Annotated in this window: 18 protein-coding genes and 2 tRNA genes; 15 read left to right on the top strand and 5 right to left on the bottom strand. The window is 44.3% G+C overall.

All coding sequences use genetic code 11. From position 1 onward, the window contains the following. The first annotated feature begins 102 nt into the window (after window positions 1–102). The 12 genes from BLHYD_RS10475 (at window position 103) to cysK (ending at window position 13,157) form a co-directional block, all read left to right on the top strand. Window positions 103–2,790, top strand: coding sequence for a sensor histidine kinase (locus BLHYD_RS10475; protein WP_330361133.1), 2,688 nt, complete (start codon window positions 103–105; stop codon window positions 2,788–2,790). Beyond that, complete coding sequence (locus tag BLHYD_RS10470) at window positions 2,783–3,484, top strand: response regulator (RefSeq protein WP_005948684.1); 702 nt, start codon at window positions 2,783–2,785, stop codon at window positions 3,482–3,484. Before BLHYD_RS10475 ends, BLHYD_RS10470 begins: the two co-directional genes overlap by 8 nt. A 76-nt stretch (window positions 3,485–3,560) precedes the next feature. Further along, the gene (locus tag BLHYD_RS10465) at window positions 3,561–4,682 is read left to right on the top strand and encodes an FRG domain-containing protein (protein ID WP_005948685.1); all 1,122 of its coding nucleotides are present in this window, start codon (window positions 3,561–3,563) and stop codon (window positions 4,680–4,682) included. A gap of 3 nt (window positions 4,683–4,685) precedes the next feature. Then, window positions 4,686–5,252, top strand: coding sequence for a flavodoxin family protein (locus BLHYD_RS10460; RefSeq protein ID WP_005948686.1), 567 nt, complete (start codon window positions 4,686–4,688; stop codon window positions 5,250–5,252). A 401-nt stretch (window positions 5,253–5,653) separates the two neighbouring features. Then, window positions 5,654–6,340 carry a response regulator transcription factor gene (locus BLHYD_RS10455; protein ID WP_005948687.1) on the top strand — a complete coding sequence of 229 codons (687 nt, stop codon included), beginning with the start codon at window positions 5,654–5,656 and terminating at the stop codon, window positions 6,338–6,340. A 327-nt stretch (window positions 6,341–6,667) separates the two neighbouring features. Then, window positions 6,668–7,594 (top strand): ATP-binding cassette domain-containing protein, encoded by a 927-nt coding sequence (locus BLHYD_RS10450; protein ID WP_005948688.1) that lies wholly within the window; start codon window positions 6,668–6,670, stop codon window positions 7,592–7,594. Next, the gene (locus BLHYD_RS10445; RefSeq protein WP_260784851.1) at window positions 7,579–8,274 is read left to right on the top strand and encodes an ABC transporter permease; all 696 of its coding nucleotides are present in this window, start codon (window positions 7,579–7,581) and stop codon (window positions 8,272–8,274) included. Before BLHYD_RS10450 ends, BLHYD_RS10445 begins: the two co-directional genes overlap by 16 nt. 12 nt (window positions 8,275–8,286) lie before the next feature. Beyond that, on the top strand, window positions 8,287–9,024 hold the full coding sequence (locus BLHYD_RS10440) for an ABC transporter permease (RefSeq protein ID WP_155799556.1): 738 nt from the start codon (window positions 8,287–8,289) through the stop codon (window positions 9,022–9,024). A 26-nt stretch (window positions 9,025–9,050) separates the two neighbouring features. Then, entirely contained in the window at window positions 9,051–9,947 is an 897-nt protein-coding gene (locus tag BLHYD_RS10435) for a sensor histidine kinase (RefSeq protein ID WP_005948692.1), read from the top strand. Between the two features lie 159 nt (window positions 9,948–10,106). Then, window positions 10,107–10,511: an RrF2 family transcriptional regulator gene (locus tag BLHYD_RS10430; RefSeq protein WP_005948693.1), complete on the top strand. Its 405-nt coding sequence runs from the start codon at window positions 10,107–10,109 to the stop codon at window positions 10,509–10,511. A gap of 413 nt (window positions 10,512–10,924) precedes the next feature. Then, window positions 10,925–12,217 carry an O-acetylhomoserine aminocarboxypropyltransferase/cysteine synthase family protein gene (locus BLHYD_RS10425; RefSeq protein WP_260784856.1) on the top strand — a complete coding sequence of 431 codons (1,293 nt, stop codon included), beginning with the start codon at window positions 10,925–10,927 and terminating at the stop codon, window positions 12,215–12,217. Between the two features lie 13 nt (window positions 12,218–12,230). Next, complete coding sequence (gene cysK / locus BLHYD_RS10420) at window positions 12,231–13,157, top strand: cysteine synthase A (protein WP_005948696.1); 927 nt, start codon at window positions 12,231–12,233, stop codon at window positions 13,155–13,157. 164 nt (window positions 13,158–13,321) lie between these two features. On the opposite strand, the gene BLHYD_RS10415 is transcribed toward cysK, so the two are convergent. The 4 genes from BLHYD_RS10415 to BLHYD_RS10400 form a co-directional block, all read right to left on the bottom strand. Then, entirely contained in the window at window positions 13,322–13,951 is a 630-nt protein-coding gene (locus BLHYD_RS10415; protein ID WP_005948697.1) for a manganese catalase family protein, read from the bottom strand. Next, on the bottom strand, window positions 13,952–14,233 hold the full coding sequence (locus BLHYD_RS10410; protein ID WP_021845621.1) for a spore coat protein CotJB: 282 nt from the start codon (window positions 14,231–14,233) through the stop codon (window positions 13,952–13,954). Beyond that, complete coding sequence (locus tag BLHYD_RS10405; protein ID WP_242857479.1) at window positions 14,230–14,352, bottom strand: spore coat associated protein CotJA; 123 nt, start codon at window positions 14,350–14,352, stop codon at window positions 14,230–14,232. Before BLHYD_RS10405 ends, BLHYD_RS10410 begins: the two co-directional genes overlap by 4 nt. 282 nt (window positions 14,353–14,634) lie before the next feature. Continuing rightward, on the bottom strand, window positions 14,635–15,627 hold the full coding sequence (locus BLHYD_RS10400) for a peptidoglycan-binding protein (protein ID WP_005948699.1): 993 nt from the start codon (window positions 15,625–15,627) through the stop codon (window positions 14,635–14,637). Window positions 15,628–15,837: 210 nt separating this feature from the next. Between BLHYD_RS10400 and BLHYD_RS10395 the strand changes: the two genes are divergently transcribed. Together BLHYD_RS10395 and BLHYD_RS10390 are read left to right on the top strand one after the other, a co-directional pair. Beyond that, window positions 15,838–15,910, top strand: a tRNA-Ala gene (locus tag BLHYD_RS10395). 3 nt (window positions 15,911–15,913) lie between these two features. After that, window positions 15,914–15,987: transfer RNA gene (locus BLHYD_RS10390), tRNA-Val, on the top strand. Window positions 15,988–16,211: 224 nt separating this feature from the next. Here the strand turns inward: BLHYD_RS10390 and BLHYD_RS10385 are convergent. Then, complete coding sequence (locus BLHYD_RS10385) at window positions 16,212–16,898, bottom strand: YczE/YyaS/YitT family protein (protein ID WP_005948700.1); 687 nt, start codon at window positions 16,896–16,898, stop codon at window positions 16,212–16,214. Between the two features lie 445 nt (window positions 16,899–17,343). On the opposite strand from BLHYD_RS10385, the gene BLHYD_RS10380 reads away from it, so the two are divergent. Next, entirely contained in the window at window positions 17,344–18,570 is a 1,227-nt protein-coding gene (locus tag BLHYD_RS10380; RefSeq protein ID WP_005948701.1) for an FtsW/RodA/SpoVE family cell cycle protein, read from the top strand. Window positions 18,571–18,907: the final 337 nt, after the last annotated feature.

The following is an 18,907-nucleotide window of genomic DNA, read 5'->3' as shown; positions in this document are numbered from 1 at the left end:
AAACTGTGCTAGAATTTTTATGCGATATTAATATTGAAAAAAATACGTTTATGCGGTATTAAAATATGCAAAGATATAATGGAGGAATGGGAGGTGTGACGGTTGGAAAGGTGCCCGGATACAGATGTTTCTGTGTCAGATATGAAACCTCAGCAGACAAGATCTAGAGGAAGTCTAAAAATTTTTTTCGGCTATGCATCAGGGGTCGGAAAAACTTATTCGATGCTGCGGGCGGCTCATGAGGCAAAGAGCAGGGGGATTGATGTGGTGGCCGGATTTGTGGATACCCATGGCAGAGCGCAGACTACCCAGCTGCTTCATGGATTGGAAAGCCTCAGGACGAGAAAGATGGATTTTGAATCCGGCTTGAAGAGAGAATTTGATTTGGACGCGGCGTTGAGAAGAAGTCCCCGCTTAATCTTAGTAGATGAACTGGCCCATACCAATGTTCCGGGATGCCGTCATACCAATCGCTATCAGGACGTGGAAGAACTTCTGCGCGCGGGGATTGATGTCTATTCTACAGTGAATGTGGAGAACATTGAGAGCCTAAATGATATGGTAGCGGCAATCACTGGAGAGGCGGCAAAGGACCGTATATTGGACTCTGTCTTTGATGAAGCTGCGCAGGTGGAACTGGTGGATGTCGAGCCGGAAGAGTTGATTGAGCGACTGCAGGCCGGAGAGATTTATCAGGATGAAAAAGAAAAGGAGGAGGCAGCAGAACTCTTTACGCTGGACAAATTGACAGCTCTAAGGGAGATTGCCCTTAGACGGTGTGCAGACAGAATCAACAAGATGACAGAGCTGGTGCAGGCAAAGAGCAGGAGAGGCTATTTTACAGATGAGCACATATTGGTCTGTCTGTCTTCAGCTCCGTCCAATGCGAAAATCATCCGCACAGCGGCGAGAATGGCAAAGGCTTTTCACGGAGAGTTCACAGCGCTTTTTGTGGAGACTTCGGATTTCTCTGTGATGGAGGAAGAGGATAAGGAACGAATACGGGTTCACATGAGGCTGGCTCAGCAGATGGGAGCAAAGATCGAGACTGTGTTCGGAGAGGACGTGGCCTTTCAGATTTCTGAATTTGCTCGTTTGTTCGGCGTGTCTAAGATTGTAGTGGGGAGAGCAGGTGCAAAGCGAAATAGGCTGTTTGGAAAACCAACTCTGACAGAAAAACTGATCTCTTACGCTTCAGGAATAGATATCTATATTATTCCTGATAAATATGCGGCTGTGTACAGGGCCAGAAGGGCAAAAAGAGAGTCGGAGGCATTTTCACTAGCAGATATGTCAAAAGGTGCTGCTGCTCTGGTGGCGGCCACTCTTGCGGGCATGGTTATCGAAAAATTGGGATTCAGTGAAGCCAATATCATCACGGTGTATATTTTGAGTGTGCTGGCGACCTCTGTCATCGTGTCAAAGCGAATGTACAGTCTGATTTTTTCCGCTATCAACGTTGTGGTGTTTAATTTTTTCTTTGTGACGCCTAAGTATTCTCTGACAGCATATGACAGTGGATATCCGATTACCTTTTTAGTGATGTTTCTGGCAGCCTTTATTACAAGTTCATTGGCGGTACGTCTGAAAAATCATGTTAAGCAGTCTGCTCAGACTGCGTTTCGGACGCAAATTTTGTTTGACACAAACCAGCTTCTTCAACAGGAAAAAGAAAAAGAGGGAATTGTAAATATTACAGCAAACCAGCTCATAAAGCTGTTGTCCAGGGATATTGTCTATTATCCGGTGGAGAAGGAACAGCTGCGGGAACCGAAGGTCTTTTTGGCTTTAAACGGAAAAACAGACGAGAAATGTGTCACGCAAAAAGAGAGAGAAGTAGCCGCGTGGGTGCTAAAGAATAACAAGCATGCTGGTGCAACTACGGACACATTGTCAGAGGCAAAGTGCCTCTACCTGGCAGTGAGAGTGAATCATGTGGTCTATGGAATTATTGGAATTCTTCTGGGAGAAAAACCCTTGGATGCTTTTGAAAACAGCATTGTGCTCTCAATTTTAGGGGAATGCGCTCTGGCCTTGGAGAATGAACGGACTGCTAGAGAGCGGGAAGAGGCAGCAGTTTTGGCTAAAAATGAGCAGCTGCGGGCAGATCTTCTCCGCGCGATTTCCCATGATCTGCGCACACCTCTGACTTCTATATCGGGAAATGCAAGCAACCTGTTGTTTAACTCAGAAGATTTTGACAAAGAGACAAAAAAAGGTCTTTATAAGGATATCTATGAAGATTCTCTTTGGCTAATTAATCTGGTGGAGAACCTGCTGTCAGTGTCGAGAATTGAGGAAGGTAGAATGAATCTGCGGTTATCTGCAGAGCTGATGGATGAAGTGATTTCAGAGGCTTTGCAGCATGTGAACCGCAGGAGTATCGAACATGTCATAGTAGTAGAAAACTCGGATGACATTCTTTTAGCCAGAATTGATGCCAGGTTGATTGTACAGGTAGTGATCAATATTGTGGACAACGCGATCAAATATACGCCTAGAGGCTCGCATATCACGATTTCCACTGTCCAGACAGGCCAGATTATCACTGTGAAGATCAGTGATGACGGTCCGGGCATGGATGATGAAGTAAAATCGCATGTCTTTGACATGTTTTATACAGGAAGTAACAAAGTGGCAGACAGCCGTCGCAGTCTGGGACTGGGGCTGTCTCTTTGCAGGTCAATTATACATGCCCACGGCGGAGAGATTACTGTGAAAGACAATCAGCCGCAGGGCACAGTTTTTTCATTTACATTACCGGCAGGGGAGGTTCAATTACATGAATAAATTACTGATTTTGGTTGTCGAAGACGACCCTTCAATACGAAAGCTGATTACGACAACTCTAAAAGCTCATGAGTACCGATATCTCAGCGCAGCGAATGGACAGTCTGCAATTTTGGAGGCATCGTCTCACAATCCAGACATTGTGCTGTTGGATTTGGGATTGCCAGATATGGATGGTGTGGAGATTATCAGAAAAATTCGCGCCTGGTCTAACATGCCAATTATTGTGATCAGTGCCAGAAGTGAAGATTCTGATAAAATAGAGGCATTGGATGCAGGGGCGGATGATTATCTGACAAAGCCTTTTTCTGTGGAAGAATTGTTGGCGCGTCTGAGAGTGACACAGCGGCGGCTGGCAATGATGCAGAATCGTTCTCAGGTGGAAGAGTCTGTGTTTACCAACGGGAGTTTGAAAATAGATTATGTGGCGGGATGTGTTTATTTAAATGAGAATGAGTTGCACCTTACGCCTATCGAGTATAAGCTTTTGTGTCTGCTCTCCCAGAATATTGGAAAAGTGTTGACTCACACATACATCACTCAGGCGATCTGGGGAAGTAGCTGGGAGAATGATATTGCTTCTCTTAGGGTGTTTATGGCTACGCTGAGAAAGAAAATTGAGAGTGCACCGGACTCACCTCAATATATTCAGACACATATAGGAGTTGGATACCGTATGCTGAGGGTAGAGTAAAAAATGAGGTTGCTCAGGATAAGGAAAGTGTTGTACAATAAAAGAGTATGATTGGAAACATTGGTGAGGAGATGGTATGAAGAGGCAGCAAGAACGGCGTGTGGAGAGTCTTTTGGACTATATTCAAGTGATGAAAGAAGAACGCTTAGAAGAGTGCATATCAAGAGGAGAGAACGCACGGTATCCGCAGATCTGTGCGGCCGCTTTCAGGCGTAATGGAAGTCTGGATATACAGGCGATGGTAGATGAGTTTCAGTCTTATATCGGCAATTCTCTCACGGAAATGCAGAATCGGCATTTCTTGGCCTTTTCCCAACACTATGGATTGCCGACGAACCTTTTGGATTTTTCCTATTCCCCGTTGATATCTCTGTATTTTGCCTGTAGTGGTAATGAGGAAAAAGAAGGATATGTCTATTTTCTGAGCAAGGAGCGTTTGATTGATATCACGAGAAATTTAGATTTGGTGAAGCCGGGGCTGTTCAGTCAATTGCTGTTAGCCGCTCCGAAGACCGAAGCACTTTATGATGGAATCACTAAGTTTTTTTGTCAGGATGAGCGTTATGTGGCAGAATTTTTAGAAGGAATTGATCGTATGATTGGGCGATTGCCCAGAAATGAGCGGGTTCACCGGGCTCTACGGCAGGCACTGCGTACGATTCGGACTGAGGGTGTTTGCAGTATGGATGATTTAGAATTCTTGATTAAGATATTAGACAGGAACCGTCCTTTTGCAGGGGAGCTAGAGCCAGAGATTAAGACGAAGTATCTGGGAGCTTTCGGCCATATCTTTTGCCGGGTTTTGAGCTATGCTTTTTTGATACGGGATAAGGATGCAAAGTTGGAGTTTCCTTTTTATTTCACTTATGAACCGGCGAATATCACAGCCAGGGTGTCTAACCAGTCGTCTATCTTGATTTACCAGTTGTATGGGATTGACAATCTGAGGCAGGCAATCATTCCAGATTTTGAAGTGACAATTGCAAACAAAGAAGAAATACTATCGGATTTAGATCACTTGGGAATCAATGAGAAGTTTATTTTCAATGATTACGATCACATCGCGTCATATATCAAAAGAAAGCATTTAAAGACGGCGGATGAGACGGAAGAGAAGTGGACAAAAATTCAGAAGATGGCAGGTGAGTTTCCGATACGCAAAGGAATTTGGTATCAGCAGCACAAAAAGGAGGTATAGTATATGAAGGTATTGTTGCTAAACGGGAGTCCGCGAAAGGCGGGATGTACCTATACGGCGTTGTGTGAGGTGGCGAAAGCACTGGAAAAAGATGGAATAGAGACTGAAATTTTTTATGCGGGTGCGCCGGACAAGGATTGTGTCAAAGAAGCAGCCGAAAAGTTAAGGGAGGTAGATGGACTCGTAGTGGGGTCGCCGGTGTACTGGGCATCTCCCTCAGGGCAAATTATTGAGTTTATGGATAAACTGTGTGCGATGGCAGGAAAAGATATGCTTTACAAACCAGCAGCGGCAGTTGCCTCTGCTAGAAGAGCAGGAACTACAGCAACTCTAGATGTGCTGTTGAAATATTTCTCCTATCACAGAATGCCGATTGTATCCTCTAATTACTGGAATATGGTTCACGGGAACACACCTGACGAGGTGGGGCAGGATTTGGAGGGACTTCAGATTATGAGAGGTCTCGGCCATAATATGGCATGGCTGTTAAAATGCCTGGAGGCAGGAAGAAGTGCAGGGGTGCCGATGCCTGCTCAGGAGGAAAAAATTCAAACGAATTATATTCGGTGAGAAAAAGCATAAAGGCTATTAGCCATTGGGACTTTTTAAAGTTTGGAATGAATAAGGACAGAAAATTTTGCCAGACCAGGTCATGGCAATTTTCTGTCCTACTTTTATGTAATAGGAAAGATCTTGCCACGCTGATGCACGAAAGTACTGTCCTATTACATAAACGTTCCGCTAAAGATACACACTCGTATAAGAAGTAGTCGCCGCAAGCGGTTGTGTTCAGCGTGCAAAGTGGGGCGCCTCTCAAGACTGAGGGGCTGGAAGAAGTTGAAGTGAGCTTGCCTACTTTGTTCCTGTTATAAGAAATTCTGCCATGTGATTTTCGTTGCGGTTCTTGGCTAAAAAGAGTATAATACCTTCCGTGAACAGAAAATGTCAATTGCGGATGTTGGAGCGGTGAGATGAGACGGATTTTGATTGTTGAAGATGATGTAGAGATCAATAAGTTGTTGTCGGGATTTCTAAGTGGAAAGGGGTATGAGACTGTCAACTTATATCAGGGTCTCCATGTCTCAGAATGCCTGAGGCAGAAGAAGGTGGACTTGGTACTGTTGGATTTGATGCTGCCATATCAAAGTGGAGAGGGTGTTCTGGCGGAAATACGGGAAAACTTTTTGATGCCTGTAATTGTGATCTCAGCGAAAGAGACAACGCAGAATAAGATTGACTTACTGCGTCAGGGAGCAGATGACTATATCACGAAACCCTTTGACATGGAAGAGGTACTCGCGAGAATTGAGAGCAACTTGCGTCGAGTCGGGATTTGGGAAAAATCCAAAGATATTTTGCGGTGTGAAGACCTGCTCTTGGATTTAGAGAGGCATACGGCGACATTACAAGGGTGTGAATTGGTGTTGACTGCGAAAGAATTTGCACTTTTAAGGCTGCTGATGGAGTTTCCGGACAAAATTTTTTCCAAGGCCAATTTATTTCAAAGTGTCTGGAATATGGAATATATCAGCGAGGACAATACGTTAAATGTCCATATAAGTAATCTGAGGAGCAAGTTGAGAAAAATCTGCCCGGACCGGGAATTCATTGATACAGTATGGGGAATTGGTTATCGGATGCATAAGGCTGAGGGATGAGCCCTTGGTTTTATGCATTTTTTATATAATAGGAAAGACCTTGTCACGCTAATGCGTGAAAGCCCTTTCCTATTACATAAACGCTACGTTAGGGATGCACACGCCGCAACGAGGTAGTGCACCGCAAGGCGGTGTTGCGGCGGCGTGCAAAGTGGGACTGCGCCCCTCAAAGATTGAGGGGATGGGGGAGTTGAAGTGGGCTTGCCCACTTTGTTCGGTTACAGGAAAGAGTATGGTACGAGGAAGGCTGAAAATTATTTTTTTGTGGAGATTTAAGGAATTTTTTAAGATTGCCTCTTAAGATAGGGATATGAAGGAGGTTAGGTTATGAAATCAGTTGTTTTGGAGACACAAGCGTTAACGAAGTTTTACAGGAAAACGGCCGTACTAGAGCAGGTCAATTTAAGGCTTGAACAAGGGAAAATCTATGGTTTTGTCGGACAAAATGGTGCGGGGAAAACTACTTTTTTGCGTCTGATTACTGGTTTGGCGTTTCCCAGCAGCGGGAAACTCGCATTATGGGGAGAATCAGCTACTGAGAAATTACAGGAACAAAGAAAAAGGATAGGCAGTATGATTGAGAGTCCTGCGCTATTTCCGAATCTGACAGCCTGGCAGAATCTGGAGGTACAGCGCATTTTACGGGGAGTCCCAGACAAAGAGAGCATTGACAGGACATTGAAACTGGTGGGACTGGAAAAGAGTCAAAAAAAGGTACGTAATTTTTCTCTTGGAATGAAACAGCGTTTAGGAATCGCAATGGCGCTGCTGAACACACCGGAGTTTTTGATATTGGATGAGCCTGTGAATGGTCTTGACCCTGACGGTATTGTAAAGATACGAAGGCTTTTGAAAACTTTGAACCAGGAATATGGGATGACCATTCTGATTTCCAGCCATATTTTGGAGGAGTTATATCAGACTGCAACAGAGTTCATTTTTATTGACAGAGGAAGAATCGTTGAGGAGATTTCGGTACGTGCCCTGAATGAACACTGCAAACGGTATATTTCTATCAGAACGACGGACACGCAAGGGGCAATCCTGGCCATTGAAGAAAGGCTGCTCACAGATCATTTTCGGATGATGCCTGACAATGAAATTCGCCTGTACGATTACTTGGACAATATGGAGAAGGTAGCCAAGGCGCTGGCTGAAGCACAAATCCTTGTCACGGGTCTTTCGATTACCGGGGGAACTCTGGAAGATTATTTTTTGACGAAGGTGGGGGAGAATAGATGGCAAACCTTTTGAGAGCTGAATTCTATAAGTTAGCTCACAACGGCAGTTTTTGGATGATCGGGTTGGTTTCCTTTCTTTTGGGAAGAGTGCTTTTGCTGGATGGCAGACAGACGTCACATTTGTTTTATTCCGCTCTCTATAATGTACCGCTTCTTTCCTTTTTGACAAACATCTGGGGAGCTATCTGGGTAGGAGGTGAATTTCAACAGGGTACTTTGTACTGGTATGTGGAAGCCGGGCATAAGAGAATCAAAGTTTTGCTGGCAAAGGTGGTTACTTACCAAGTTTCTTGTGCGGTAGTTCTGCTCTTGCCGGTTCTGTTGTGTGGTATATCAGGAGAAAATCTGGTGGAAGAAAAGGTTTTCTCTGCGTTAGAATTCGGGATAATAAGCGTCTTAAGTCTGGTTGTTACGCTGGCTATGTGCATGCCGACTTTCTTTTTGGCGATAGCTTTTCGGGATATAGGAAGAACTTTGGTGGCTTCTATGGTGCTTTTCTTTGTGTCGATTTTCTGGCTCAATAGCGTTGTAGCTCAATCTGCGGCTGCGATCTTACCGATGGGACAGTTAAGACTGCTCTGTGAACAGCCCTTGCCAGCTTTTATGCCAGTGATCTGGGTAGTGGATGTTGTTGGTATTTTGGCCTTATTTTTTTGTACGTATGGTATTTTTCGAAGATCTGATTTGAGATAGAGGGGGATTGGTGTGATAAACTTACTGAAAATGGATAGATATCAGTTGCAGCACAATTTATTCTATTGGTATGGGATGGCAGGTGTATTTTTATTGGGCTTTTTTACCGCGGACACTTATCTATCAGAAGTGATGGGGCCTTCTGGCGGTGCAGCTGCATCGCTGGAAGATATCTTAGATGGCATGGTCTATGATTCTACCTTTTTACTGATCTTGGTTTCAACACTTCTGTCTGTGATTCTGGGGCAAGAGTTTTCGTCTAGGACAGTTGGATTGGAGATTAGTGCTGGGCATTCGAGAAAGTCTGTTTTTGTCAGCAAGGCAGTGGTTTATCTGGCAGCTTTTCATTTTATGACCTTCATATATCCAGTTGCCGGTTGTATTCGTGAGTATCCACGGTTTGGGATTGCCAGGCCAGGCGATTTTTTCTGCCATGCGCTGAAAGCATTTTCCTATTCTGTTTTGCTGAACAGCGCGGTTTTTCTCCTAACAATTTGTGTTTGCTGTTGGTCTAAAAGTATGAAAAAAGCAGTCGGAGTCACTGCTGGGACGGTATTTGTGCTCAGCCTATATTTAGGGTATGGAATGATGCTAGGGTTTCCAGTGGCCTTTTTGCCTATTTATCAGATTAGAGTGGTTGTGAGTACTCCACAGCTTTGGCAGCCTGAGGGTATCTTGGTCGGTGTGGTATGGGCAGGTGTATTTTTTCTGATGGCTTGGAAGATTTTCAAAAAAAGTGATTTCAGGTAAAAGTGCTCAGGAGAAGGAGGAGGTCCATGGAAATTCTATTTTGGGTGTTGGGAGCGACGGTCCTGATCTTGGTTGTAAAGTATGGTCTGTTGAAGAGACAGGTGAGAAGTCTGGCCTGTCAGGTACAGGATTCTCTCTGTAGAAACTCTGAAAAAATGCTGGATATTTCTTTGATAGATAAAGATGTGGAGCGTCTGGCCACATTGTTGAATCAGCACAGAGCCAGACAGAGGCAGGCGGTAGTAACTGCCCAGCGGCATGAAGTTTCTTTAAAAGAGTCTGTGGCGAACCTCTCACATGATTTGCGCACACCTTTGACTGTGATTCTCGGACATATACAGTTGCTTTGTTCCTCGGAACTGTCGGAGGAACAGAGAAGACGGGTAGATCTCATTTTGAGTAGGACGGAAAAGATGAAGGATTTGGTGAATACTTTTTATGAGTTGTCACTTTTGGATACAGAACAGATCATTCCGAGAAAAGAAAAGGTCAATCTGAGCAACATGGTAATGAATCTATTGGCGGAGAATGCACCGATCTTGGAGAGGCGGGGGATTTTCCCTGAAGTTTGTCTTCCAGACTGCTCCGTGTTTCTTCTCTCAGATTGTGGTATGGTTGAGAGAGTACTGCAAAATCTTTTTGTAAATGCGGTCAGGTATTCAAGTGGGAATATAAAAATTTCTGTCTGCCAGACGAAGAAAGATCAAGGAATCTTTTGTATTGAGAATCCGGTCAGGGATATTTCTAAGTTAGACATAGACAGGCTGTTTGAGCGATTTTATACAGGAGACAGTTCAACACATGAAGAGGGAACGGGGCTGGGGCTCGCCGTAGTCAAAATTTTGGTGGAGAAGCTGGGAGGAGAGATCATGGCTAAGATACACGAAGAGAGGCTGTCTATCAAGGTTTTTTTCAATGAATAAGCTGGAGCAATCTAAAAAATTTTCTGTTCATCCCTTGCTGATGACGTCTTGCTCGAATATAATGGAGCTGGAGAAAACTTATTTTCTCCCTATAGCGCGATGCAAGCGCAACGATTGAGAAAGGAAGCAGGACTGTACACCTGACTGAAGTGATAGGTTATGAAAATTTCTACAAAAGGAAGATACGCGATTCGAGTGATGTTGGATCTGGCGCAACAGGATCCCAAAGCATATACTTCTGTGGCTTCCATCGCTCAGCGACAGGAAATTTCTGTGAAGTACTTAGAGATGATTATTTCTATTCTGAACAAAGGCGGTTATTTGAGAAGTCAGATGGGAAAAAAAGGTGGTTATCAACTGGCTAGGAGTGCACAGGATTATACGGTCGGAGAGATTTTGAGGCTGACAGAGGGTAGCTTGGCGCCTGTGTCCTGTCTTGAGTGTGAAGAGGAGGCCTGTGGTAGGTCAATGACTTGCCTGACGTTGCCTATGTGGAAGGAGTTGGACCGGCGGATTGGGGAGTACCTGGACAGCGTGACACTAGCGGATTTACTGAAAAACTAAAAGAATCTAAGAGCGGCTGAATAGAAATACGTTTTGTAAAGAGGTAAAAATCTTTGCAAAGCGTATTTTTTATGTCCTAGGAAACCATTGTCACGTTAATGTTTGAATGTTTTTTCCTAGGACACAAATGCTCTGCTTTGTATGTGTATGCTGAAATGAGAAGTTTCATCGCATAGTGGTGATGTAGTGACACATAAATTGATGTGACATGGTCAGATACTATAATAAAATATCCTATTGACATAGTAGGATATAAGTGGTAATCTATATCCTATAAAAAATATAGGAGTAAAAAGATGGCAAAATTATTTGGAAAGCTTCTGAGACAAAATTATAGAAATGGGCGAATGTGTTGACAAAATGAGTAAAAGTATGTGTGTTTTAGACAGATGACCAATAGTGGAGGCGTATTTATGAGAGAAAAAAATTATCGTTTTGAGACACTTCAGTTACATGTGGGACAGGAAAAAGCAGATTCAGTGACAGGAGCAAGAGCAGTGCCAATTTATCAGACGACATCTTACGTGTTTGAGAATTGTGAACATGCGGCTGCGAGATTTAGCCTACAAGATGAGGGGAATATTTATGGAAGGCTGACCAATTCTACACAGGAGGTACTAGAGAAAAGAATTTGTGCTCTGGAAAAAGGTGTGGCAGCTTTAGCTGTAGCATCTGGGGCAGCAGCCATCACATATACATTTCAGGGACTGGCCCATGCAGGAGATCATATTATTGCGGCAAAGACGATCTATGGAGGCAGTTATAATTTGTTGGCACATACTCTGGCAGATTTTGGAGTAGAGACAACATTCGTGGCTCCCGAGGATTTAAATAATTTTTCTGAGGCTGTGAGAGAGAATACAAAGGCCATTTTTGTAGAGACATTGGGGAACCCAAATTCAAATTTGATTAATTTGGATGCTCTGGCTCAGATTGCCCACAGGAATGGGATACCTCTGGTTGTGGACAATACTTTTGCGACGCCGTATTTGTTTCGACCGATTGAACATGGAGCAGATATTGTGATACACTCAGCCACCAAGTTCATAGGCGGTCATGGGACTACTTTAGGGGGAATTATTGTAGATAGCGGGAACTTTGATTGGAAAAACAGTGGTAAGTTTCCCTGGATTACTCAGCCAAATCCCAGCTATCACGGACTAAGCTTTGTGGACGTTGCAGGTAGAGCAGCTTGGATTACTCAGGTAAGGGCTGTTTTATTAAGAGATATGGGGGCGACGCTCTCACCGTTTCATGCGTTTTTGCTGTTGCAGGGGCTTGAGACACTGTCTTTGAGGGTGGAACGTCATGTGGAAAATGCGAAAAAAGTTGTGGAATATCTATCCGGTCATCCAATGGTAAAGAAGGTCAATCATCCAGCATTAGCAGAAGGCGAGCAGAGGGAGTTATATCAGAGATATTTTCCAAATGGCGGCGGTTCAATTTTCACCTTTGAGATTCGGGGGAAAGAAGAGCAGGCGAAGAAATTTATTGATCATTTGGAACTATTTTCTCTATTGGCCAATGTAGCGGATGTGAAATCTCTAGTAATACATCCAGCTTCAACGACACATTCCCAACTCACAGAAGAAGAGTTGCAGGAGCAGGGGATTTCTCAGAGTACCGTGAGACTTTCCATAGGAACGGAGAACATAGAGGATATTTTGGAAGATTTGGAGCTTGGTTTTGCAGCCTTGAAAAGATAAAGGAGGAATAAAAATGAGAATTTATACATCTATTCAGGAACTTGTAGGAAAGACGCCAATTGTGGAACTAAAAAAAATAGAAGATAAGTTGCAGTTAAAGGGAAGAATATATGCAAAACTAGAGTCTTTTAACCCGGCAGGGAGCGTGAAAGATCGAATTGCCAAGGCAATGATCGAGGATGCAAAGAGGCGAGGTGTGATTCAAGAGGGTAGTGTTTTAGTAGAACCTACTAGCGGTAACACGGGAATTGGCCTGGCAGCGGCAGCTGCGGCCATGGGGCTTCGCCTAATCTTGGTTATGCCAGAGACGATGAGCGTCGAGCGGAGAAAATTAGTGAAAGCTTATGGGGCGGAGCTGGTGCTGACAGAGGGGGCAAAGGGAATGAAAGGTGCCATCGAGAAGGCTAAAGCTCTGGCAGGAGAGATCGAGGGAAGTGTGACTCTCGGACAGTTTGAAAACCAGGCGAATCCGCAGGTGCACCGCTTGACCACAGGGCCGGAGATCTGGGAAGATATGGATGGAGAAGTGGATTATTTTGTCGCGGGTGTGGGGACTGGCGGTACCATTACTGGGACAGGAGAATTTCTGAAAAGTAAAAACCGTGACATTAAGGTTGTGGCGGTGGAACCGGAGGCATCTCCTGTGTTGAGCCGAGGAGAGGCAGGGCCTCATAAGATACAGGGAATTGGTGCAGGATTTGTACCGGAGATCTTAGATACGAATATCTATGACGAGGTAATTTCAGTCGAAGCAGAAGACGCTTTTGAGACCAGCAGATTATTAGCAAGAACAGAAGGGATTTTAGCAGGGATATCCTCGGGTGCTGCGCTGTGGGCGGCGATTCGCTTGGCTAGGTCTGAGGAAAGTCGGGACAAAAATGTTGTAGTTCTTTTGCCTGATACAGGAGAGCGTTATCTGTCTACAGAATTGTTCTCCTGAGAACTTTCACTGGACAGGACTTTCATACATTCGCGCAACAAGGTCTTTTCTATTATATAAAAATGCCTTCTCCCAGAGCGATAAGTCTAGGGAAGAAGGCATTTACTATATCTGTCATGGATAGTTTTCCACGTTTTAAAGAAGCTTTACCCTGTGAAAAGACTTTATCTGCAATCTTTGCAGGAGGCTTTGCACGGATTGTCAAAGCTTGGATTGAAGGCATAGAAGTTTTTGGCGTCTAGCTGTTCCTGGACAGAGCGGAGCGCTTCACCAAAACGCTGATAGTGTACGATTTCCCGTGCACGGAGAAATTTGATTGGGTCGGCAATCTCTGGAATGTCCTTTACCACGCGCAGGATGTTGTCATAGGTGCTGCGGGCTTTCTGCTCCGCTGCGAGGTCCTCATGAAGGTCGGTGATCGGGTCTCCTTTAGACTGAAATTCACAGGCGTTGAATGGAATATTGCCTGCGGCCTGGGGCCAGACGCCGACGGTGTGATCGATATAGTAATTTCCAAAACCAGATTTCTCGATTTCTTCCATGCTGAGATCTCTTGTGAGCTGATGGACCATAGTGGACACCATCTCTAAATGAGCTAGCTCTTCTGTGCCGACATCGTTTAAAACTGCCATTGCAGTACGGTTTGGCATGGCGAAACGCTGTGATAGATAGCGCATCGAAGCACCAATTTCGCCGTCGGGGCCCCCATACTGACTCATGATATATTGGGCGATTTTGGCGTTGGGGGTTTTGATATTGATCGGATATTGCAGACGTTTTTCATAATTCCACATTTAACGGCAACCTCCTTTCACTTCCCATGGAAATGGTTGCTGAACCCATTCCCAGGAACGACTACAGGTATCGTCTGCAGTGTCGATCGTTAGAGGACCGTACAAGCGGGCGTATTCGGCCAGAGCCTCCTTGCGGATGGCGACATTTTTCTGATAGAAAGCCAGAGCTTCCTGACAGTCTGGGTGTGTATCCAGAAACAATAAGATGTCGCTGACGGCAAAACTGACTTCGTTAATTCTCTTTAGCAGGACTTCGCGGGAAGAATTCTGCATTCTATTCATGGTCTTACGCCCCTCCTTCCGCAAAACGGTTTGCACAGATCTGGGAAAATGCTTCCCACCGAAAGTGCATAGCATAGGTCAAAAGGCTGTTGATATTTCTGATACGGGACGTATGCCATACCTACCGGCAATAAGTCCACGTGGGAATACAGTCCATTTTCAGGGGTTGAATTGCAATTTGCCGGCATAGAATAGCAGGGGGACTGTTGACGCGAATTAGAGTTCGGATAACATGACCTGCATCCAGGACGATTCATTTGATAACGTTCCATTGGAATCCTTTCTGTAAAAACTTGATTTCTCTATATCCTATGACAGATTCGTGAAAAAGTGTATACTGTTGTTTCTTTGACTGTATCTGCCATAAGACAAGTTTTGCAGAAGTGTTTCCGTGTGAAAGCTTAGGCTTTTTCTATGCTGCCTGCCCAAGCGTAACCGATATATTGGTCAGCTACACACACTTTGTACCAGTTGTTCTGATAACCATACCGGCCTAACACATCCACTAGATTTCCCGCGTTTAGCTGTGGCCATTCTTTGATAGCCGCTGATTTTTTTGCGGGATTTTCGTGAACAGCGGCTTTCTTTGTTACAATACCTACAAAGCGCTGGAAATCTTTCTGGGTATGTCTCTGTTTGAAGGATTCCCGCTCGAGTTTTTTCATAGTCTCAGGCCCGGCAGCTCCGTCGGAGGTCAAATTGTACTCTTTTTGAAAGGCTTCGACGGCTTTTTCGGTGTCTTTGCCAAAGTCCCCATCTGCGCCATTCTCTCCACAGGAATAACTTAGAGAAATTAGCTGTCTTTGCAGATTTTTTACCTGCTCGCCTTGGTCTCCGCGGGACAGAAAATTTTTTTCCGGAACCTGGGAGGTAGTCTCATAGTCAATCCATACATAACCGTCAATTCCAGAATAATCTTTGGTATACACTTTGTCACACACCATTCCGCCATTGGAGACTACATTGTTGATGCCGCCTTTGGAGGTGTTTCCTTCGTTGGTATAGATCTGGGACGAGGTAACCTTGGTGATTCTGCCTATATGGGCTCCGTTACGGAAGATTACCAGTGCTCCTAGTTTGGGTTCTGAATGCCAGGTGCCATTAATTCGGGCCTGGTTTTTGATGCTGTTACAGTTGTAGAAACCATTTCCCATGATTTTTAGTCCTTTGGACAGACCGAAAATTTGGACACAAATCCAAAACTGATATACTGCGCACCATGGTTGGCCTTGGCAGCCGGGTTGTCCCCAGGAGTTTACATCCCTAGCATATTTTGTATAGTTTCCATACCCGGCATTTCCAGTCTTACTGTCCAGATCTGAAGTGGATTTTTTTTCTAGGTATCCAGTCTGTTCAGCCATTAGCTCTGCTGTCTGAGTCCATAAATCTTTCATAGTTCATTCCTCCTTTTTATTATCATACTACTTGAAGGAGTGATTGGTTCCCAGAAGATTGTCCGTGACAAGAATATGGGAGTCGGAAGATGGACACAGATAGTGTGGGCATAAAAAGGATGGGCTGGATGGAGTTCTTGATAAAAATTTTGTAAAATAAAGAAAGTTCTTCTTCCATCTTAAGACTAAGAGTGCTATAATAAAATACATGGGGCATTAGCGCAGTTGGGAGCGCGCCACACTGGCAGTGTGGAGGCCACGGGTTCAAGTCCCGTATGCTCCATCTGGAAGCATAGCTCAGCTGGGATGAGCGTTCGCCTCACACGCGAGAGGTCACGGGTTCGAGCCCCGTTGCTTCCATTGACGCATCCACAGGAAAATCTGTGGGTGCGTTTTTTGTTACCGGAAAAAACTTGTCACGTGAATGTATGAAAGCTCTTTCCTGTAACAAAAACGCTCCGCTAAGGATGCATACGCCGCAATAAGGTAGTAAGCGGTATTGGGGCGGTATGCAAAGTAGGATACGCTCCCCAAGAAAAGATTGAAGGGAAGGGCGAGCCTGTGAGGTAACCGTTGCAGACGAATTATCTATTTCCGTCACACGCGGCCTGCTGCGATACGGTTTCCGGCAGAGAATCTGTAAAAAAGAGAGCCGTAATCTTGGTCTTAAAATAGTCAATCACAGGTCCGAATAAAAAAGAAACAAGAATTGTGATGATTCCGACGACTCCGCCTAACAGATATCCACAGACTGTGAAGGCGATATCCCACAGAATGCGTACGGTTTTAAAGGAAAAACGAGTCTGATGTTCAGTTATAATGAAAGGGATTGCGTCATAGGGCGCGACTCCTAGATCAGCAGCTATGTAACCGGAGACTCCGATGACCAGAATCGCGATGGTTGGAAATAGAAGAATCCAACGCACTGCTGTGATTTCAAAAAAGTTTTCAGGCAGAATTTGAGCCCAGATGTAGCGAAAAAAATCGGACAGATAGCCGATCAGTACCATATTTGCCAGTGTACCGAAACCGATCAGATGCCGATTAAAACGGATCACTATGAGAAACATCAGCAGATTTAAGAGAAGCTGCCAGTTTCCAAATGAAATGTGAAGTTTTGCAGACGCACCGTAATTAAAACAAGAATACGGGTCGGTACCAAAATTAATGGATATCATGATAGAAAGAATAAAACCTAAGATGAAAACGCTGACCAGCATTACGATCAGCCTCTGCTTAAAATGATCGGGAAATAGACGCCAAGAATTCATAACTGCACCTCTTAAAATAATATTAATGTACACGTTTGCATACGCTATCTATCATAGCGAAAAAAAGAAATTTTGTCTATAGAATCTGTGAATATAACGGTTTAATTATCATGAAATATATGTTTTAGTTGGAGACTTCAAAAAATTAAGGTTTGATTTTTTTGAAAAAATAGATATAATAACTCCTATACGTGACCGTAATGTCTGTGGTGACGTAACAGTTCATCCAGTGCCATTCGTAAAAACATATTGCGTGTTTACCGCAGCTGACGCTGCTGTTTTATTCATGGAGAGGCGCTTAGCTCGTACAGATGTCTGTTCGCAAAAACATACAAGTATGCTTTATGCTTTCCGTACACTGTATGGCTGAACTATCATGGGGCGTTATTGTTGTTGTGTAAAGCAGTTGTAAATAATTTCAGACCAGATTAGGGGTATTCCTTGTATGAGTGATAAGAAAAATAAAAGAAGACAGAAAAAAAGAAGATTTCTGGTTTTGAATAAAGACGGTTATTATGATTATAGCCTTTTGGCAGTAGTTGTTCTGCTGACCTGTTTTGGGTTGGTGATGTTATACAGTACCAGTGCCTACGTGGCAGAAGCCAGATTTGAAGATGATATGTACTATTTCGGAAAACAGGCCGCAATCAGCGCCGGTGGAATCGTATGTATGGTAATAATCTCCATGTTTGATTACCATATCCTGAAGAATTTCACGACATTTTTATATGCGGCAGCGATGGTCTTGATGCTTCTGGTCTTGTCCCCGCTGGGGGTTACAGTGAACGGGGCGAAGAGATGGTTGAAACTGGGTGTGCAGTTTCAGCCTTCAGAGATTGCGAAGATTGCCGCGATTGTCTGCATTTCCTATTTGATTGTACAGATGGGAAAACAGATACAGACGCTCAGAGCGACCGTGGTTTTACTGGGAATAGGCGGGGTGCTGGGTGCTACAGCATATCTGGCGACAGATAACCTGAGTACGGGTATCATTATCTGCGGTATCACCTGGATTTTGGTGGCGATGGCTAGTCCTTATACGAGATACTTTGTGGCAATTACAGCCGTCATGTTTGTACTTCTGGTTATTCTAGTTCAGATTTTGAAATTCAGCATTGACACTGCGGAGAGCGGAAGCTTCCGTGTTCAGCGAGTTCTGGTGTGGCTACATCCAGAACAGAATTCAGATGCGGGCGGCTACCAGGTTATGCAGGCTCTGTACGCGATTGGCTCGGGAGGTTTTTTTGGAAAAGGTCTGGGAAACAGTGTGCAAAAACTGGGTTCTGTGCCTGAGGCCCAAAACGATATGATCTTTTCGATTGTGTGTGAGGAGCTGGGGATTTTCGGAGGAGCTCTGGTTCTGCTGCTCTTTGCCTATCTTTTATACCGACTGTTTTTTATCAGCCAGAATGCGCCGGATTTGTTCGGGTCTTTGTTGGTAGCTGGAATTATGATACATATTGCTTTGCAGGTGATTTTAAACATCTGCGTGGTAACCAACATTATCCCAACGACGGGTGTGACGTTGCCTTTTGTCAGCTACGGAGGTACTTCGATTCTGTTTCTCATGGCCGAGATGGGAATTGCCCTGGGAGTTTCTCACCAAATTAAGCTGCAGGAAGTGGAGGAAGAGTCTAGGAAGCAGATTGCTGTCAGCGGACAGAGACATTAGTGTCTGTTGGTGTCGAAGATATGTGAGCTTTGTCTGTGAATAGGTGCAGGAAGAAGTTGAGCACCATCAGTCATGGCTACGTAACGCCGGAATTAGTAACAGTTCAGCCATAACAGCTCGAATTAGCTGCTACGCAGCTTATGTCACAGCATATGCGGCTAAATCCTCGCTTATGGCTAAACGTCAAATATAAAGAATAAAAAAATCTTTGTTTTCAAACAAGTTTGAACTCAGATTTTTTAACTTTGTGCAGGGTTGAATCGTTATCGGAATTTTGGAAAAATCTGAAATATGTCTTGACAAATCAGAAAGCAGAATATATACTTTGAGCATCAAA

The organism is Blautia hydrogenotrophica DSM 10507, assembly GCF_034356035.1.
Taxonomy (GTDB): domain Bacteria; phylum Bacillota; class Clostridia; order Lachnospirales; family Lachnospiraceae; genus Blautia_A; species Blautia_A hydrogenotrophica.
Note: the sequence above shows the minus strand (reverse complement) of the source record. Positions and strands in the feature narration are given on the sequence as shown.

What these genes read in the sequence shown, in the direction of transcription:
- BLHYD_RS10455 (WP_005948687.1), top strand. Translation starts at nt 5,654, where the DNA reads ATGAGACGGATTTTGATTGTTGAAGATGATGTAGAGATCAATAAGTTG.
- BLHYD_RS10410 (WP_021845621.1), bottom strand. Translation starts at nt 14,233, where the DNA reads ATGAATAGAATGCAGAATTCTTCCCGCGAAGTCCTGCTAAAGAGAATT.
- BLHYD_RS10470 (WP_005948684.1), top strand. Translation starts at nt 2,783, where the DNA reads ATGAATAAATTACTGATTTTGGTTGTCGAAGACGACCCTTCAATACGA.
- BLHYD_RS10430 (WP_005948693.1), top strand. Translation starts at nt 10,107, where the DNA reads ATGAAAATTTCTACAAAAGGAAGATACGCGATTCGAGTGATGTTGGAT.
- BLHYD_RS10425 (WP_260784856.1), top strand. Translation starts at nt 10,925, where the DNA reads ATGAGAGAAAAAAATTATCGTTTTGAGACACTTCAGTTACATGTGGGA.
- BLHYD_RS10450 (WP_005948688.1), top strand. Translation starts at nt 6,668, where the DNA reads ATGAAATCAGTTGTTTTGGAGACACAAGCGTTAACGAAGTTTTACAGG.
- cysK (WP_005948696.1), top strand. Translation starts at nt 12,231, where the DNA reads ATGAGAATTTATACATCTATTCAGGAACTTGTAGGAAAGACGCCAATT.
- BLHYD_RS10445 (WP_260784851.1), top strand. Translation starts at nt 7,579, where the DNA reads ATGGCAAACCTTTTGAGAGCTGAATTCTATAAGTTAGCTCACAACGGC.
- BLHYD_RS10435 (WP_005948692.1), top strand. Translation starts at nt 9,051, where the DNA reads ATGGAAATTCTATTTTGGGTGTTGGGAGCGACGGTCCTGATCTTGGTT.
- BLHYD_RS10405 (WP_242857479.1), bottom strand. Translation starts at nt 14,352, where the DNA reads ATGGCATACGTCCCGTATCAGAAATATCAACAGCCTTTTGACCTATGC.
- BLHYD_RS10380 (WP_005948701.1), top strand. Translation starts at nt 17,344, where the DNA reads ATGAGTGATAAGAAAAATAAAAGAAGACAGAAAAAAAGAAGATTTCTG.
- BLHYD_RS10415 (WP_005948697.1), bottom strand. Translation starts at nt 13,951, where the DNA reads ATGTGGAATTATGAAAAACGTCTGCAATATCCGATCAATATCAAAACC.
- BLHYD_RS10460 (WP_005948686.1), top strand. Translation starts at nt 4,686, where the DNA reads ATGAAGGTATTGTTGCTAAACGGGAGTCCGCGAAAGGCGGGATGTACC.
- BLHYD_RS10465 (WP_005948685.1), top strand. Translation starts at nt 3,561, where the DNA reads ATGAAGAGGCAGCAAGAACGGCGTGTGGAGAGTCTTTTGGACTATATT.
- BLHYD_RS10400 (WP_005948699.1), bottom strand. Translation starts at nt 15,627, where the DNA reads ATGAAAGATTTATGGACTCAGACAGCAGAGCTAATGGCTGAACAGACT.
- BLHYD_RS10385 (WP_005948700.1), bottom strand. Translation starts at nt 16,898, where the DNA reads ATGAATTCTTGGCGTCTATTTCCCGATCATTTTAAGCAGAGGCTGATC.